The sequence below is a fragment of the Enterococcus pseudoavium NBRC 100491 genome, assembly GCF_001544295.1.
GTDB lineage: Bacteria > Bacillota > Bacilli > Lactobacillales > Enterococcaceae > Enterococcus_A > Enterococcus_A pseudoavium.
This window is the reverse complement of sequence record NZ_BCQF01000039.1, coordinates 1-14,605: the sequence shown is the minus strand read 5'-3', so window position 1 is coordinate 14,605 and position 14,605 is coordinate 1. Positions and strand designations below refer to the sequence as shown.

The 14,605-nt window shown below is 37.9% G+C and carries 16 protein-coding genes and 1 CRISPR repeat array; of the genes, 9 read left to right on the top strand and 7 right to left on the bottom strand.

Annotated elements, in window-relative coordinates; all coding sequences use genetic code 11:
- The 5 genes from EP1_RS12590 to EP1_RS13470 all read right to left on the bottom strand — a co-directional run.
- Positions 1–426: GFA family protein (locus EP1_RS12590; protein ID WP_067628024.1), on the bottom strand; the 426-nt coding region annotated here is incomplete at its 3' end.
- 55 nt (positions 427–481) lie between these two features.
- A complete protein-coding gene (locus tag EP1_RS12585) occupies positions 482–823 on the bottom strand; it encodes a hypothetical protein (protein WP_245630621.1) in 342 nt (113 codons plus the stop codon).
- 209 nt (positions 824–1,032) lie between these two features.
- The gene (locus EP1_RS13795) at positions 1,033–1,335 is read right to left on the bottom strand and encodes an SdpI family protein (RefSeq protein WP_369405937.1); all 303 of its coding nucleotides are present in this window, start codon (positions 1,333–1,335) and stop codon (positions 1,033–1,035) included.
- 218 nt (positions 1,336–1,553) lie between these two features.
- A complete protein-coding gene (locus EP1_RS12575) occupies positions 1,554–1,799 on the bottom strand; it encodes a toxin-antitoxin system, toxin component (protein ID WP_067628018.1) in 246 nt (81 codons plus the stop codon).
- A 556-nt stretch (positions 1,800–2,355) separates the two neighbouring features.
- Positions 2,356–2,526, bottom strand: coding sequence for a hypothetical protein (locus EP1_RS13470; RefSeq protein ID WP_157065601.1), 171 nt, complete (start codon positions 2,524–2,526; stop codon positions 2,356–2,358).
- A 456-nt stretch (positions 2,527–2,982) separates the two neighbouring features.
- On the opposite strand from EP1_RS13470, the gene EP1_RS12565 reads away from it, so the two are divergent.
- A complete protein-coding gene (locus EP1_RS12565) occupies positions 2,983–3,609 on the top strand; it encodes a hypothetical protein (protein WP_067628014.1) in 627 nt (208 codons plus the stop codon).
- 476 nt (positions 3,610–4,085) lie between these two features.
- On the opposite strand, the gene EP1_RS12560 is transcribed toward EP1_RS12565, so the two are convergent.
- The gene (locus EP1_RS12560; RefSeq protein WP_067628011.1) at positions 4,086–4,460 is read right to left on the bottom strand and encodes a hypothetical protein; all 375 of its coding nucleotides are present in this window, start codon (positions 4,458–4,460) and stop codon (positions 4,086–4,088) included.
- A 213-nt stretch (positions 4,461–4,673) separates the two neighbouring features.
- On the opposite strand from EP1_RS12560, the gene EP1_RS12555 reads away from it, so the two are divergent.
- On the top strand, positions 4,674–5,111 hold the full coding sequence (locus EP1_RS12555) for a universal stress protein (protein WP_067628008.1): 438 nt from the start codon (positions 4,674–4,676) through the stop codon (positions 5,109–5,111).
- Positions 5,112–5,137: 26 nt separating this feature from the next.
- Here EP1_RS12555 and EP1_RS12550 read toward each other — a convergent pair whose 3' ends face one another.
- A complete protein-coding gene (locus EP1_RS12550) occupies positions 5,138–5,458 on the bottom strand; it encodes a DUF960 domain-containing protein (protein ID WP_067628005.1) in 321 nt (106 codons plus the stop codon).
- A 188-nt stretch (positions 5,459–5,646) separates the two neighbouring features.
- Here EP1_RS12550 and EP1_RS12545 point away from each other — a divergent pair, with 188 nt between their 5' ends.
- From EP1_RS12545 to csn2, 7 genes are all read left to right on the top strand, one after another.
- Positions 5,647–6,531 (top strand): diacylglycerol/lipid kinase family protein, encoded by an 885-nt coding sequence (locus EP1_RS12545; protein ID WP_067628002.1) that lies wholly within the window; start codon positions 5,647–5,649, stop codon positions 6,529–6,531.
- A gap of 12 nt (positions 6,532–6,543) precedes the next feature.
- On the top strand, positions 6,544–6,951 hold the full coding sequence (locus EP1_RS12540) for a pyridoxamine 5'-phosphate oxidase family protein (protein WP_067627999.1): 408 nt from the start codon (positions 6,544–6,546) through the stop codon (positions 6,949–6,951).
- A 225-nt stretch (positions 6,952–7,176) separates the two neighbouring features.
- On the top strand, positions 7,177–7,743 hold the full coding sequence (locus EP1_RS12535) for a GNAT family N-acetyltransferase (RefSeq protein ID WP_067627995.1): 567 nt from the start codon (positions 7,177–7,179) through the stop codon (positions 7,741–7,743).
- 493 nt (positions 7,744–8,236) lie between these two features.
- Positions 8,237–12,229 (top strand): type II CRISPR RNA-guided endonuclease Cas9, encoded by a 3,993-nt coding sequence (cas9, locus tag EP1_RS12530; RefSeq protein WP_067627992.1) that lies wholly within the window; start codon positions 8,237–8,239, stop codon positions 12,227–12,229.
- Positions 12,229–13,098: a type II CRISPR-associated endonuclease Cas1 gene (cas1, locus tag EP1_RS12525; protein WP_067627989.1), complete on the top strand. Its 870-nt coding sequence runs from the start codon at positions 12,229–12,231 to the stop codon at positions 13,096–13,098. Before cas9 ends, cas1 begins: the two co-directional genes overlap by 1 nt.
- Positions 13,095–13,436, top strand: a complete 342-nt coding sequence (gene cas2 / locus EP1_RS12520) for a CRISPR-associated endonuclease Cas2 (protein WP_067627987.1) — start codon at positions 13,095–13,097, stop codon at positions 13,434–13,436. Before cas1 ends, cas2 begins: the two co-directional genes overlap by 4 nt.
- On the top strand, positions 13,423–14,088 hold the full coding sequence (gene csn2 / locus EP1_RS12515) for a type II-A CRISPR-associated protein Csn2 (protein ID WP_217994566.1): 666 nt from the start codon (positions 13,423–13,425) through the stop codon (positions 14,086–14,088). Before cas2 ends, csn2 begins: the two co-directional genes overlap by 14 nt.
- Before the next feature lie 120 nt (positions 14,089–14,208).
- A CRISPR array of direct repeats spans positions 14,209–14,575; the repeat unit is 36 nt; unit sequence GTTTTAGAGCTATGTTGTTTTGAATGCTTCCAAAAC.
- Positions 14,576–14,605 lie beyond the last annotated feature (30 nt).

The following is a 14,605-nucleotide window of genomic DNA, read 5'->3' as shown; positions in this document are numbered from 1 at the left end:
ATTTGGGGAAAAGTAAGTTTCTTGAACCATTTTCAAGATAGCTGCTTCCGTTAGTTTTTTTGTTGGGTTGGCAAAGTCATAATAAGCCGGTTTTTGATCATAGTAGACTTCGAGTGATAACGCGGCCTCTGCTTGCTCTTCAAATAGATCAATCGGAATGCTGTAGGCATCCGTGGGTAATAAATGGTAAAAAAGATTTGAGCCACAATTTGAACAAAATCCTCTTTCGGCCCATTCCGATGATTGGTATCTTGAGACGAACGCTTCGTTATGGATAGTGATATCAGCGGACGTTCCTGCTTCAATCGTTAGAAGCGGCCCAGATCCCCACTTGCGGCACATCGAACAATGACAGGCCCCTACTTCAGGTTGAAAATCTGTGACTTGAATAGATACTTTCCCACACAAACAGACGGCATTTTTCATTTCTTCCTCCTCCTAGTTTTAGCTTTAGTCAGGCAACGAGAAAACATTTATTGCGTTAATGATTGCATAAAAAGAGTATCAAGACAACGGTGTTTCCTAACGCGGTAAATAAGGGTCTCAAAGTTTTAAACGGGCTTATTTTTAAACCGATAATGCCATCGAATAGTTGAATACCGATCATAACCATTGATAAGGCAATTAGGAACGAAGCCTCTCTAAAAAAGAACAATCCGATCCCCACGAGTAGTAATGCAAGGCTTCTTGACACAGCATACTTTGCGTTGGTCAAAGCACTCCCATTTTGTTCCCGCGCGTTTAGATAAGCAGCGATAGAAAATCCAAAACTCACTGCGGCACTTATTAGCGTAAATGCCGCACAAATATAATAATACACCATCCCTTTACCTCCGATTATTTGCGTATTAAGTTAAACTTGCTTTGTGATAATAATTATTTTAGAAGTAACTCATGTAAAAAAAACTGTTAATAGAAGGTTACGCCTTCTCTTCATTTTACCTTGATTTAAACATTTTTTCCTCAATAGTTGATAATAATTGGCACACTTTTTGTGGAAATTCCCCAAGTTGAGCTACGTGCCACTTTTTTTCAGGGCAATTTATGGTTGACATAGATAGATTGGCTTATCAATAAGAAAAAGAAGAAGAGAACTGCGATAAGTAAGGCCACGTCATCCGAAAAGGAAGGGATTAGCTTGATCACAAGGGTTATAAGCAATTGAATAAAGCCTAAAATGAGGGATGTGTGACAACAGAGTCGTTGAGCATCGCGCCAATTTTCCGGGTTTTTCACGGCTTTGGTCGATCTAAAACCGAAGACCGAATTTGTCCGGTATGTATCATGTTTTGATAGATAGTTGTATAGGGGTGGAAAGATAACGAGCAGAACCATAATGGGAAGTGCGCTAAAAAAATAAAACATGACGATTAACCTCCGATCCTTAATAATATTCCGCTTACGATAGTTGCTTTATAGTAAACTAGCTGGTCTTTTAAAAGCTTAGCTAATTATACATCCGAAAAAAACTTTTAACACCACCTCATGCGGACTCTTAGCAAGAAAGGGCGGGCTGCAAGAATTGCTGAAAAAAAAAGACTCCATGATCGAGTCTAGTCAAAAGTTACACTTTGTTCTTTTAATTGTTTAATCAATTCAGTGACATAAGCATCTTGAAAATCCTTACGAAAGCTGTTTAGAAATTCTGTTGAAAGGGCATCAAAATTTTGTTCAGAAAAATCAAGTAATTCTTTCGGTGTTTCAAATTCTGCAATCACCGAAGCGCTATCAAAAGAATCGGCGACGTGTAACGAAACGGATTTCATTAGAGAAACAACATCAATTTGTGTTCTTAGCATAAAAATCACCTCTTGCGTTGAGTGTAACACAATTTGCTAAAACTAGCTGAGAGTTCTATTGCGACCTATTAAAACACTAAAGACACCCCGCTGATTACTCGGTGTCAGTGATTAAGATATTTTTTTACAATCGGAGGTAGCCGCCGCTAATGTATTGAAACTTTTTATATCAAGGTCGTAGATAAATAAATTCATTCTCAGCGATTTGATTTCTTTTAAATTCAAAACAGCAAACAGGCTAACAATTGACTTATCCTTAGAAGTATTAAACTTTGCTTTTTCTAAAGAAGAGTACATCCGATAGTTAGAAACATAGACATGTACGGGATAAAAGTTGGTCATTGTTTTCACATCCTCAGTGGTACTACTTAAACATAACACCTTAAAGGAGCTGAATGTGAATAGCCGGGGAAACGTAAGTAAAACGTAAGCAACCACCAGCTGTTTCTATCACAGGAAAATAGTAATCCAAGGAATCACGAAAAAACAGATCTATTATAAAAAAACTGCAGACAGCATCCATAAACTGGACTTTGTCTACAGTCTGAAGCATAAATTAATTCTGTTTTTTTTCTTCTTCAACTAGTTGATCATATTTTTCGGCTTTTTCTTTTAAATTTTTGATGTAACTTTCAAATTCAGCCACCGATTCAAAACCAAAGTGCTTTTTGATATAAGTGATGACAGGCATTCCTTTATCAAAATCTTTTTTAAGGTTATCCAACATCTGGTCACATCCCTTTTAGATTATTTTAGCACAGTTGGACAATGAGGGTCTTATGAAATCCTTGACCGGGTTTGATGGATTAAAAAGGCACTAGGAAATTTTTTCGAAATAAATGCTCGGAAATCAGTGCAAATGATCAAGAAACTACATTTTTATGCTAACGGTATTCATACTAAAATTGTTCTATGAACTGAATGCAATTCAGATTTTTAAACAAATTGATAAGTTGGTCAAAGTGACAACTGACGAAGTAGAAGCCGCACAAGGCGATTTCTGCCAATCGTTGGAAATTATGGAATAGATGTGGAAGTTTGATATACTAAAAATACGAATGATTAATAATCGGCTGGGGATAGTCTGCTTTTTTGTTGTATAGAGTTATTAAATGTAATTTGGTTGAAAAGTTCATCTTGATATAAGATATAATAAAAGAAAACGCTTTTATGAGGATGTCAAATGAATATTAATGATATTTGGAATTCACAGGAAAATGATGTATGGAATGAAGCTCTATTCCAAGCGAACAAAGAAACCGGTAGAGATAATTCTATTGAAACAAAAATGTCAAAACTAAATGTAGAATATATTAAAAATTTAGAAGCAAGTGAGTTTTATAAATTTTTACATGATGAATACTTTTTATGGAAATACACAGCGAAAAATCGTTTAGCAACGACTAGAAAAAAATTACAAGAGTATGAAAGTAATGTTGAGGAACTGAAAAAGATACAAGAAGAATTATTTGACTTTAATTTAGAAGATGCAAAAATAGGGTTAAAAAGGGCAGTTCAAATTAAAGGATTGGGTGTGGCAGGTGGTTCAGGTCTGCTATCTCTATTGTACCCGAGCTATTTTGGAACAGTAGATGATATGGTCGTTCGGGCGTTGCTTACAACAGATGAATATAAAGATGATGAAACTATTAAATCAATAAATTCTCAAAATATAAAAATTGACGAAGCAGTATACCTGATTAATATTTTTAAAAAGAAAGCCACTGAATTGAATAAGGCGTTTAACCAATATTGTTGGACTCCTAGAGATATAGATGTAATCCTGTGGTTCTTTAGAGATAGTAAATAGCCATCACGGCTTATTGAAGTTTTTTAAATCTAAACACAGATCTAAACATTTTTAAAAATGAGCGATTTTATAAAGTTTTATTTTTCATAGGAAACGTTATTTAATCGATAATTAAATTGGAATTTTTATAATAAAAAAACACTGTTAATCCATCATAAACGTTGGTTTAACAGTGCTTTCTATTTGTTTCGCATTTGTATTACTAAATGTGGATGCAGGGAATCGAACCCCAGTCCTCTATCTTAAATGCGGACTACATCATTGAACGAGTAAAACACCAAGTTCATCCACAACTATAGTATAGCGAAACGGGAACGGCTTGAAAAGATAACCATGAATGGTTTAAAAAAATTTAAAAAGCGCGCGTGAGCAAATTCTCGTGAAAAGGGTGGGTCCATATGAAAAAAATCAGCCGACTATTTTCAGTGGGCTGATTTTTTGGCGCTATGTTGAGTAGATTCGTCTCAGGTCAATCATTAATTGCGGCCGTGTTTCTTTTGTTCGTCTTCAGCAAATTCTTTGGCGATCATCCAGCCGTAGCTTTCGGTAATAGCGGCAGCGGTGGAGCCGTTGATGATATTTCCGGCTACGGGCAGTTTTCCTGCCAAGAAACGGGCGGTCATTTGACCAGCTTTTTGCGCCATAAATTGGGTAGCGAGGGCTTTAGCGGCGCCTTCTTCCAGTTTAATATGGAAAACTTTGCCTAGAGCGATGACCATCGCGGTTTGGATCGGTAATAAAACCGTAGCATCGGGAAAGGGAAGTTGCGCCATTCCGGCACCAACTCCTGCGGCAGCGGTCGATGCGCCATGGATAATCAAATGGGCTTTTTTACGTTGTTTTTTATTCATTGTTAGCTCCTTTTTTATTTGAAAGAGTTATGTAGTTATTAATTGCTCGTCACTGAAGAAAGTTTAGCACCTTGTCCTTCAAAGAACAATTTTTCTTGCTGGCTTTTAAGGAGATTTAATGATTTTAAAAGTAAAAAAATGAAGAGAAAGGAGGATTATTATTTTTCGTAAAGGGGCTAGGATGATAAACTAAGGATGAAAGAGGTGGCGAAGATGGTGGATGAATATAAAAATATATTAGTGGCTGTGGATGGCTCAGAACAATCCAAAAAAGCATTTGATGAAGCGATCAATATTGCAAAACGAAACAAAGGGAAATTGACCTTGGCAACCGTGATTGATACGGCTAGTTTCAGCGGAACAACTGGCGGAAATTCGATTCCATTGATGCAGGAAGTCCACGAAAAGGCCCAAAAGATCATTACCGACTTGGAGCACCATCGAGTGGCAGAAGAAACCGAAGTTCATTTGACTTCTCAAATCATAGCCGGCAACCCGAAACGAGAAATCGTTGAACTCGCAGAAAAATTAGAGACCGATCTAATCGTGATGGGGGCGACCGGTTTGGGGGCGTTGTCTTTATTCCTCGTGGGCTCAACGACCGCATACGTGGTCAATCAAGCACCTTGTAATGTGATGGTGGTAAAATAAAACGAAAAAACCATTTGACGATCGCGTCAAATGGTTTTTTCATTTAAAGTCATCAGCAGTTCACTGCCGGTATCATAAACGTACAGCACTTTTGGAAAAACAATCTCTTCATAAGCTGCTATATAAGGAGCTGAGATTCCCTCTGAAAAATACGGATCACTTTGCGAGTAGACTAGACTCAACGTATGGTCTAGTTTGTTTTTAAAAAAATGAAAGCGCTGAGGTGAAGTCAAGGGCAGTCCTTTCATAGGGCGCATGAAAATCAGCTGCCAAATCTCCTGTTGCATCTGTTCAGGGACGCTCTCAAAAGGCACTTCGCTGCGACGCGGTTTGCTTGGTTCAAACATACTATTCAGTCCTCTCTGTGCCTATCATAGCAGGTTTTATACAGAAAAGAAGTGTGGGACATCGTTTTTTTGAAATTTAGTTCGTTAAAAAGGCTTTTTTAGGTTAAAAATGATAAGGTGAAAGGGTAGAAACAATCAATTTAGTGGCTTAAAAAACAAAGATTTATGAGTGAATGAGGGTGAAAAACGTGCGCTATGGAATTTTTTTCAATCCAAACGCCGGCGATGGTAACGCAGAGACGATCGCCAAAAAAATGCGAGAAAAATTGGAACAGGCGGGACACTCAGCGAAATTTTTGACGGCACCAGACCCAGAAAAAGCGGTAAACATAATAAAAGAGTCCCTCGACAAACTGGATAGTCTCATAGCAATCGGCGGAGACGGCTCATTGAATATTGTCGGTACAGCTTTTGTCCAGTCCGGAAAAACGCTTCCTTTAGGGATCATTCCCGGTGGAACGATTAATAACTTTGCCAAACGTTGGCATTTGCCGCTGGATCCAGATGCGGCGATGGAAGTGATCCTCGCCGGACATCAGCGAAAAGTCGGGATTGCAGCCTGTCAAGATCGGCAAAAAGCGGTCATCAGTTCTTTTACTTTCGGTTCTTTTGCGGATATCTCTAATGAAGTCCGACAAAGTGAAAAGCGAAAATTCGGCTTGATCGTCTATCCTTTAAAAGCTTTGAAACAACTCGGTAAGAATCGCTCTTATCCCGTTGAGATAACTGCTGCGGACTATCACGAAAAATTGAAGGTCTGGTTCTCCTTAGTGACGACGACTCATTCGATTGGCGGGCGCGAGTATATCGCATCTGATTCTGATGAGTTGCATGTGAGTATTTTGCATAATATGCGTTTCAGCAAATTACTGCAACTGTTGCGTTTTATTTTTACAGGACGACTGAAAGATTCCGAGGCCTTGACTTATTTAGAAACGAATACGCTGGAGATGAAGCCGCTGACGGATCAACCGATCTATTCGCGAATCGATGGCGACAAAGGACCAGCATTACCTTTGACAGTGGAATTTTTAGCGGATTTTGTATCGTTATATGTACCAAAAAATACTTAGGGGGTTTTAAAAATGGATAAGAACATGGAAAATTTATTAGCAAATGCAGAGACGTTTACCTTGGTCACAATCGACAATCGCGGCTTTCCCCACACCATCGCGGTTTCCCCACCGTTAGAACGAAACGGCTTTTACTATTTCAAGTTTTATCTGAACGGCGATGGCCGAACGGCAGAAAATATTCGCCAAAACCGTTCTGGCGGATTGTTTTGTGTCGATAAAGAAAAACATGAAAGCATCTCGTTAAAAGGTTATTTCTTCATTGAAGAGTTGGTAGAATACAAAAAACTCGCCGCGCAACTAAATGAATTTCAAAAGGATTTGAATTACGAGCATCCCGTAATCGCTCTTTTTGAAACTTTAAGTGTTAAACATTATGAAAACATGCACGGTGAGTTCTTAGATGTGCCTGAGAAATAAAATCAAAGAAGGTGTGACAAAAAACTTTTGTCACACCTTCTTTTTGCGAATAAGCGCTGTTTTCAAGGAGCTTCTTCCGAAATAAGCCGAAAGTTCTTTAAGCTGATCACTTTTAGCACAGGTTCTTTGACTATAATCCATGGTACTAACAGTACGAAAGCGCTGTGCATTCACCCAATCCTTGCTTTATAATGAATAGCGAGAACCAATGAAGGAGGACAAGGAATGCTGACAAATTGTGGAACGGAAACTATCGAGACGGAACGCTTACTTTTGCGCAGATTTGAGTTGGGGGATACAGAAGCCGTGTTAAAAAACTGGGCGAGTGATGAAAAGATCCAAGCGCTCTATTCAGAACCAACTTACAATACTTATGATGAGGTCTACAATCTTTTACTGAACTATATCACCAGATATGTGGAGAAAGATTACTATCGCTGGGCGATTGTTGAAAAAGAATCGAATCAGTGCATCGGTCAATTTGCAATTTTCTCGGTCGACAACAAAAACCATTTTGGTGAATTGGAATACTGTATCGGCTCGGCATTTCAGAAAAAAGGGTATTGCACGGAAGCAACCAAGGCAGTCCTGCGTTTTGCTTTTGAGAAAATCAATGTTCACAAGATTCAGATTTGTCACAAGGAAGGCAATGTCGCTTCTCAAAAGGTCATCTTGAATTGCGGTTGCGTCTATGAAGGGATGCTAAGGGATTATTTCTATATCAATGGGCAGTATGTGGGGCGCTTGTATTACTCCTTATTAGCATCTGAATGGCAGGAACAACAGAAATAAGGAACGGCAAGCTGAGAGATGTGTACAGAAACGAAAAAGCGGTGAAAAACGAAGAGGACATTAATTTGTCAAAGGCTGGTAAGAAGATCTGAGTTGAGGATCTTGTTGCCAGCCTTTTGCAATACGTTCATTCGAGCTCTTTTAATGCTTGGATATTCGTTTATCGAAAAGAGTCTGAGTGATTGTTCCCTAGGATTTTTGTGGATAAATACAAAAAAAGTAATCAAAACTATCTTACGCAAAAAAATATTTTTTATTACTATTTCCGATTTATTATAACGGCTAAGAGTGATAAACTTTTAGTAAGCGATTACTGAAGCGCGTAAAAAAGGGCACAAAAAAAGCGCCGAAACAGCGCCACTTTAAAAAGTTGATTACGGACTAAGCCTTATTTTAACTCGCTATGTTGTTATGAATACTTCCAACAATTTGATTATAACAAAAATATAAAAAAAGTGGAAGTCTGAGGGAAAAATTATTTGAGGAGGACAGGATGGCTAAAGAATATACGATTGGACTAGATATTGGAACTAACTCCGTTGGTTGGGCAGTGTTGGATACAAATTATGATTTGATTAAGAAAAACATGAAGATCCAGGGGAATGGCGACAAGAAGAAAAGCAAAAAGAATTTTTGGGGCGTTCGTTTATTTGAGGCGGGCGAAACGGCAGAAAGCACTCGAATGAAACGGACGACCCGCCGAAGATATACGCGACGTCGTAATCGAATTTCTTACCTTCAAGAAATCTTTCAAGGAGAGATGGATAAAGTCGATGAAAATTTTTTCCATCGTTTAGAGGATAGCTTTTTAGTTCCTGAAGAGAAACGAAACGAGTGTCATCCTATTTTCGCGACTTTAGAAGAGGAGGTCGCTTATCATGAACAGTTTCCAACGATTTATCATTTGCGCAAATTTTTGGCCGATTCCACCGAACTAGCTGATATACGGCTGGTCTATTTGGCTTTGGCCCATATCATTAAGTTTAGAGGGAATTTTTTAATTGAAGGGAAATTAAATACGGAGAATTCCTCGGTGAAAGAAACGTTTAAAGTTTTTTTACAGGCCTACAACCAAGCTTTTACTGTGCAAGAAAATGGAAGTTTGATCAATCCGGTAAAAGAAACGACAGACGTTAGTCCGGTACTACAAGAACGAGTGTCGCGTCAAAGAAAAGCCGAAAATGCGCTTAAATTATTTCCCAATGAAAAATCAAATGGGACTTTTATGCAATTTTTAAAACTGATTGTCGGCAATCAAGGTAATTTTAAAAAGACCTTTGGTCTAAGTGAAGATGCGAAACTACAATTTTCTAAAGAAGAGTATGAAGAAGAACTGGAGAATCTTTTGGGTGCCGTCGGCGATGACTATGCGGATGTTTTTGCAGCAGCTAAAAATGTATACGATGCGGTTGAGTTATCAGGGATTTTAACGGTTAAGGACATCAAAACGAAGGCGAAGCTATCGGCTAGTTTTATTAAGCGCTATGAAGAACACAAAACAGATTTGGAAAAATTGAAAAAATTTGTTCGTAAGGAACTGCCAGAGAAATATTATGAAGTTTTTCGAGATTCGACGAAAAATGGGTATGCCGGGTATATCGAAAACAGTTCCAAAGTATCTCAAGCGGAGTTTTATAAGTATTTAGAGAAACTCTTGAAGAATATCCCCGGATCAGAGTATTTTTTTGACAAAATAAACCAAGAAGATTTTTTAAGAAAACAGCGCACGTTTGATAACGGGGTCATCCCGCATCAAATCCATCTGGAGGAATTACGAGCGATTCTTGGCAAGCAGGGTCATTACTATCCATTTTTAAAAGAAAATCAAGAAAAAATCGAACAAATTCTAACGTTTCGGATTCCCTATTATGTGGGACCGTTGGCACAAGGAAATAGTCGGTTTAGCTGGTTGAGTAAAAAAACTGATGCAGCGATAAGGCCCTGGACGTTTACAGAAGTTGTTGATGAAGGGAAATCGGCTACGGCTTTCATTGAACGAATGACTAATTATGATAGTTATTTGCCGCAAGAAAAAGTTTTACCGAAACATAGTTTGTTGTATGAAAAATATATGGTTTTCAATGAATTGACGAAGGTTTCTTATCTTAATGATCGAGGGGAGATTCACAATTTTTCAAGTGTTGAAAAAAAGGAAATTTTCAGCGAATTATTCAAGAAGAATCGCAAAGTGACGTATGCCCTGCTCGAACATTTTTTGAAAAATCAGTATATGATCGAAACGGCCGAAATCCGCGGAATCGAGCAGCGCTTCAATGCGAGTTATGGAACCTATCATGATTTAATCAAACTAGGCATCAGTCAAGAAATGTTGGATGATCCAGTTAATGAACCGATGTTTGAAGAGATTGTTAAAATCTTGACCGTTTTTGAAGATCAAAAAATGATCAAGGAACAGCTAAGTAAATATGCGGACTATTTTGAACCGAATGTACTGAAAAAAATCGTTCGCCGGCACTACACCGGCTGGGGACGATTGTCTGCGGAATTGATTGATGGTATCCGAGATCAACAATCAAAGAAAACTATTTTAGATTATTTGATGCGGGACGACGATCTGCCGGTAAATAAAAATAGAAATCTGATGCAGTTGATCAATGATGAGAATCTATCGTTTAAAGAAATCATCCAGCAGCGCCAGTCCGTCGATCAAACGGCAGATCTCCATGAAGTAGTTAAGGAGTTGGCTGGCAGTCCGGCCATTAAAAAAGGAATTTTACAAAGTTTGAAGCTGGTCGATGAAATCGTCAAGATCATGGGGTATCCACCAACCAATATCGTAGTGGAGATGGCTCGGGAAAATCAAACGACGTCTAGGGGTCGAGACAAATCCAAAGCACGGCAAAAGGTCTTAGAAGAGGCGATGAAAGAATTTGGCAGTAATATTTTAAAAGAATATCCGTTAGATAATGCTAATTTAAGAAATGATCGCCTCTTTTTATATTATTTGCAAAATGGTAAAGATATGTACACCGGAAAAGAGCTCGATATCAGTAAGCTTTCCCAGTATGATATCGATCATATTATTCCACAAAGTTTCATCAAAGATAATTCAATCGACAATTTGGTTTTGACTAGTTCAACAGAAAATCGCGGGAAATCGAATGATGTCCCGGATGAAAAAATAGTCAGCAATATGACGAATTTTTGGGAAAAACTAAAAAAAGCCAATCTGATTAGTCAACGCAAATTTGATAATTTAACGAAAGGCAGCTTGACTGACGCAGATAAAGCCCACTTTATTCAGCGTCAACTAGTCGAAACACGGCAAATCACCAAACATGTTGCACGGATTTTACATCAAAAATACAATGCGGAGGCCGAGGACACTACGCGGATTATTACCTTGAAAGCCGCGTTGACGAGTCAATTTCGTCAAATTTATCAGCTGTATAAGGTTCGTGAGATCAATGACTACCATCATGCTCAAGATGCTTATTTAAATGGAGTTGTGGCGCAGGCTTTACTAAAAGTTTATCCGCGCTTGGAGCCTGAATTTGTTTATGGGGATTACCAGAAATTTAATCTATTTAAGGAAAATAAAGCGACGGCCAAGAAGAATTTTTATAGTAATTTGATGCACTTTTTCGAAAGTACCCAGCCTAAAGTGGATGAAAATGGTGAGATTCTTTGGGATCAAAAAAATATCGCGATGGTCAAAAAAGTCATGACGTACCGTCAAATGAATATCGTGAAGAAAACGGAAATTCAGACAGGCGGCTTCTCTAAAGAATCAATCTTGCCAAAAGGCGATTCAGCCAAACTGATTGCTAGGAAAAAAGAGTGGAATCCTCAAAAATACGGTGGTTTTGATAGTCCTAATATTGCATACTCCGTTGTGATCAATCATGAAAAGGGAAAACAGAGAAAATTGACCAAAGATATTGTGGGAATCACGATTATGGAGCGGAGACGCTTTGAGGAAAATGAGCATCAGTTTTTAGCAGATAAAGGCTATCAAAATCCTCGAGTCTTAGCCAAATTACCTAAATATACGCTGTATGAATTGGAAAATGGTCGTCGCAGACTGATTGCCAGTGCTACGGAAGCCCAAAAAGGAAATCAGATGGTACTGCCCAATCAGTTAGTGGAATTGTTGTATCATGCCAAACATTGTGAGGATTTAGATGGAAAGAGTTTAAACTATCTGAATACTCATAGAGACCTGTTCAACGAATTATTTGAATACGTCAGCCAGTTTGCGGACCGCTATACTTTAGCAGATAAAAATTTGAAAACATTAGCATCGTTGTATGAACAAAATCAGGAAGCTGATAGTAAAATCCTCGCGCAAGCTTGTTTGAATTTGTTACAGTTTAATAAAATGGGAGCACCGGCCGATTTTAAATTTTTCGATACTACGATACCGCGCAAACGCTACACGAGTATCAAAGAAATTTTAACTGCCACCATCATTCACCAATCCATCACCGGTCTATATGAAACGCATTGGAAACTAGGTGAGTAATTATGGGTTGGCGAACGATCGTGGTGAATACACACTCTAAATTAGCCTACAAAAATAATCACTTAGTGTACAAATCAGCCGCCCAAAATGAAATGATCCATCTATCGGAAATCGATGTTTTACTTTTAGAAACGACCGATATTTTGATTACGACGATGCTGATTAAACGGTTAGTGGATGAGAATATTTTGATCCTTTTTTGTGATGATAAACGTCTGCCGATTGGGAAATTACTTCCTTTTTATGGTCGCCATGACAGTAGTTTGCAATTAGGCCGTCAAATGAATTGGACGTTAGAGCGAAAAGGCATTGTTTGGACAGAGATCATTTCTCAAAAAATCTTGAACCAGTATCAATTTCTGACGCAACTAGAATTTCAAGAAAAAGCCGCAGCGATTACCCATTTACACAATGAACTTGAAATATTTGATCCTTCGAACCGAGAAGGGCATGCGGCTAGAATTTATTTCAATACCTTGTTTGGCAATGATTTCTCCCGAGATAGCGAAAATACAATCAATGCAGGTTTGAATTATGGCTACACATTGCTGATGAGTGTTTTTGCAAGAGAGATCGTCAAGTGTGGTTGTATGACACAGTTTGGATTGAAACATGCCAATCAATTTAATGATTTCAATTTGGCTAGCGATTTGATGGAACCTTTTCGACCACTCGTTGATCAAATTGTCTATGCCAATCGCAATGCTGAATTTAAAGTAATCAAACGCTGTCTATTTGAATTATTTACCAATCAATACACTTATAATTCGAAGGTGATGTTTTTGACCAATATCGCTAGTGATTATACTAAAAAGGTCGTGAAGGTCTTGAATGAACAAACAGAAAGGATCCCAGAGTTTAGGATATGAGTTATCGTTATATGAGGATGATATTGATGTTTGATATGCCGACAGAAACGGCAGAGGAACGAAAAGCCTATCGTAATTTTCGCAAGTTTTTATTGAGCGAAGGATTCATTATGCATCAGTTTTCGGTGTATAGCAAAATCCTATTGAATGGAACGGCTTCGAAGGCGATGGTGGCTAGGCTGAAACAAAATAACCCTAAGAAAGGGTTGGTGACATTATTGACGGTGACAGAAAAACAATTTTCTAGAATGGTCTATTTATGTGGGGAGTATGACACATGTATCGGCAATACGGATGACAGAATTGTCTTTTTAGGAGATAATTATGATGAAACTTAATTTTGAACTGTTGGACCAACCACTTGAATTGAATTCGGCAACGATTCTAACTATTGAGGACACTAAAATTTTTGCGTTGTTGACAAAACTTTTTTATCAATATACTGATGACTCAGAGCTGAGGTTGTTTGATGAAAAGCAAAAATCGATTAAGATGACGGAATTGATGCTAGTTACTGATGTATTAGGCTATGAGATTAATTCTACAGCTATTTTAAAGTTGATCTATACGGATTTAGAACATCAATTAAATGAAAAACCAGAAGTAAAATCGATGATTGATAAGTTAACGTCGACGATTAGCGAATTGATCGGTTATGAGCTGTTGGAACACGAGCTTGATCTGGAAAGTGATGAAATTACCGTCACAGAACTATTTAAAGCTTTAGGAATCAAGATCGAAACGACAAGTGATACAATTTTTGAAAAATTAGTGGAAATCATCCAAGTCTTTAAAAATCTGACCAAGAAAAAATTACTAGTATTAATAAACGTGTGCTCCTATTTAACAAAAGAAGAGTTCGTTGAATTGAAAAATTATATTTCTTTATACAACGCAACGGTGCTCTTCTTGGAACCAAGACAGGTTGAGGGAGCGGAACAATATGTATTAGATGAAGATTACTTTTTGACTACTATTTCCGAAGAGTGATCTTTCTAGACGATCTTTGACAAAAAAATATGTTTCATAAATGAAGCATTCAAGGCTGAAATCTTGCTATGGATGAGTGGCGCGATTACGAAATCTTTGAAAACCAAAATGGTCTACGAGGTTTTAGAGCTATGTTGTTTTGAATGCTTCCAAAACTATCAACAACGCTGTTGGGGATGACCTATTGTTTTAGAGCTATGTTGTTTTGAATGCTTCCAAAACATAGATAAGAACTGTTTAGAGGCTTCGTGTGTTTTAGAGCTATGTTGTTTTGAATGCTTCCAAAACTTTGACCTTGTGGAATGAACGCTTGACCGTTGTTTTAGAGCTATGTTGTTTTGAATGCTTCCAAAACTAATTAGTGGTAGCACAATAACTAGCGATGGTTTTAGAGCTATGTTGTTTTGAATGCTTCCAAAACTGACTGTTCCAGTAGCAGTGCCAGAAGGCTGTTTTAGAGCTATGTTGTTTTGAATGCTTCCAAAACCATAATTGCTAACGAATTGAAACGGAGGTT

Excerpts from the sequence above, each read along its gene's own strand:
- cas9 (WP_067627992.1), top strand. The coding sequence starts at position 8,237 with ATGGCTAAAGAATATACGATTGGACTAGATATTGGAACTAACTCCGTT.
- cas2 (WP_067627987.1), top strand. The coding sequence starts at position 13,095 with ATGAGTTATCGTTATATGAGGATGATATTGATGTTTGATATGCCGACA.
- EP1_RS12540 (WP_067627999.1), top strand. The coding sequence starts at position 6,544 with ATGGATAAGAACATGGAAAATTTATTAGCAAATGCAGAGACGTTTACC.
- csn2 (WP_217994566.1), top strand. The coding sequence starts at position 13,423 with ATGATGAAACTTAATTTTGAACTGTTGGACCAACCACTTGAATTGAAT.
- EP1_RS12585 (WP_245630621.1), bottom strand. The coding sequence starts at position 823 with ATGGTGTATTATTATATTTGTGCGGCATTTACGCTAATAAGTGCCGCA.
- EP1_RS12555 (WP_067628008.1), top strand. The coding sequence starts at position 4,674 with ATGGTGGATGAATATAAAAATATATTAGTGGCTGTGGATGGCTCAGAA.
- EP1_RS13470 (WP_157065601.1), bottom strand. The coding sequence starts at position 2,526 with ATGTTGGATAACCTTAAAAAAGATTTTGATAAAGGAATGCCTGTCATC.
- EP1_RS12550 (WP_067628005.1), bottom strand. The coding sequence starts at position 5,458 with ATGTTTGAACCAAGCAAACCGCGTCGCAGCGAAGTGCCTTTTGAGAGC.
- EP1_RS12575 (WP_067628018.1), bottom strand. The coding sequence starts at position 1,799 with ATGCTAAGAACACAAATTGATGTTGTTTCTCTAATGAAATCCGTTTCG.
- EP1_RS13795 (WP_369405937.1), bottom strand. The coding sequence starts at position 1,335 with ATGGTTCTGCTCGTTATCTTTCCACCCCTATACAACTATCTATCAAAA.
- EP1_RS12565 (WP_067628014.1), top strand. The coding sequence starts at position 2,983 with ATGAATATTAATGATATTTGGAATTCACAGGAAAATGATGTATGGAAT.
- EP1_RS12535 (WP_067627995.1), top strand. The coding sequence starts at position 7,177 with ATGCTGACAAATTGTGGAACGGAAACTATCGAGACGGAACGCTTACTT.
- EP1_RS12560 (WP_067628011.1), bottom strand. The coding sequence starts at position 4,460 with ATGAATAAAAAACAACGTAAAAAAGCCCATTTGATTATCCATGGCGCA.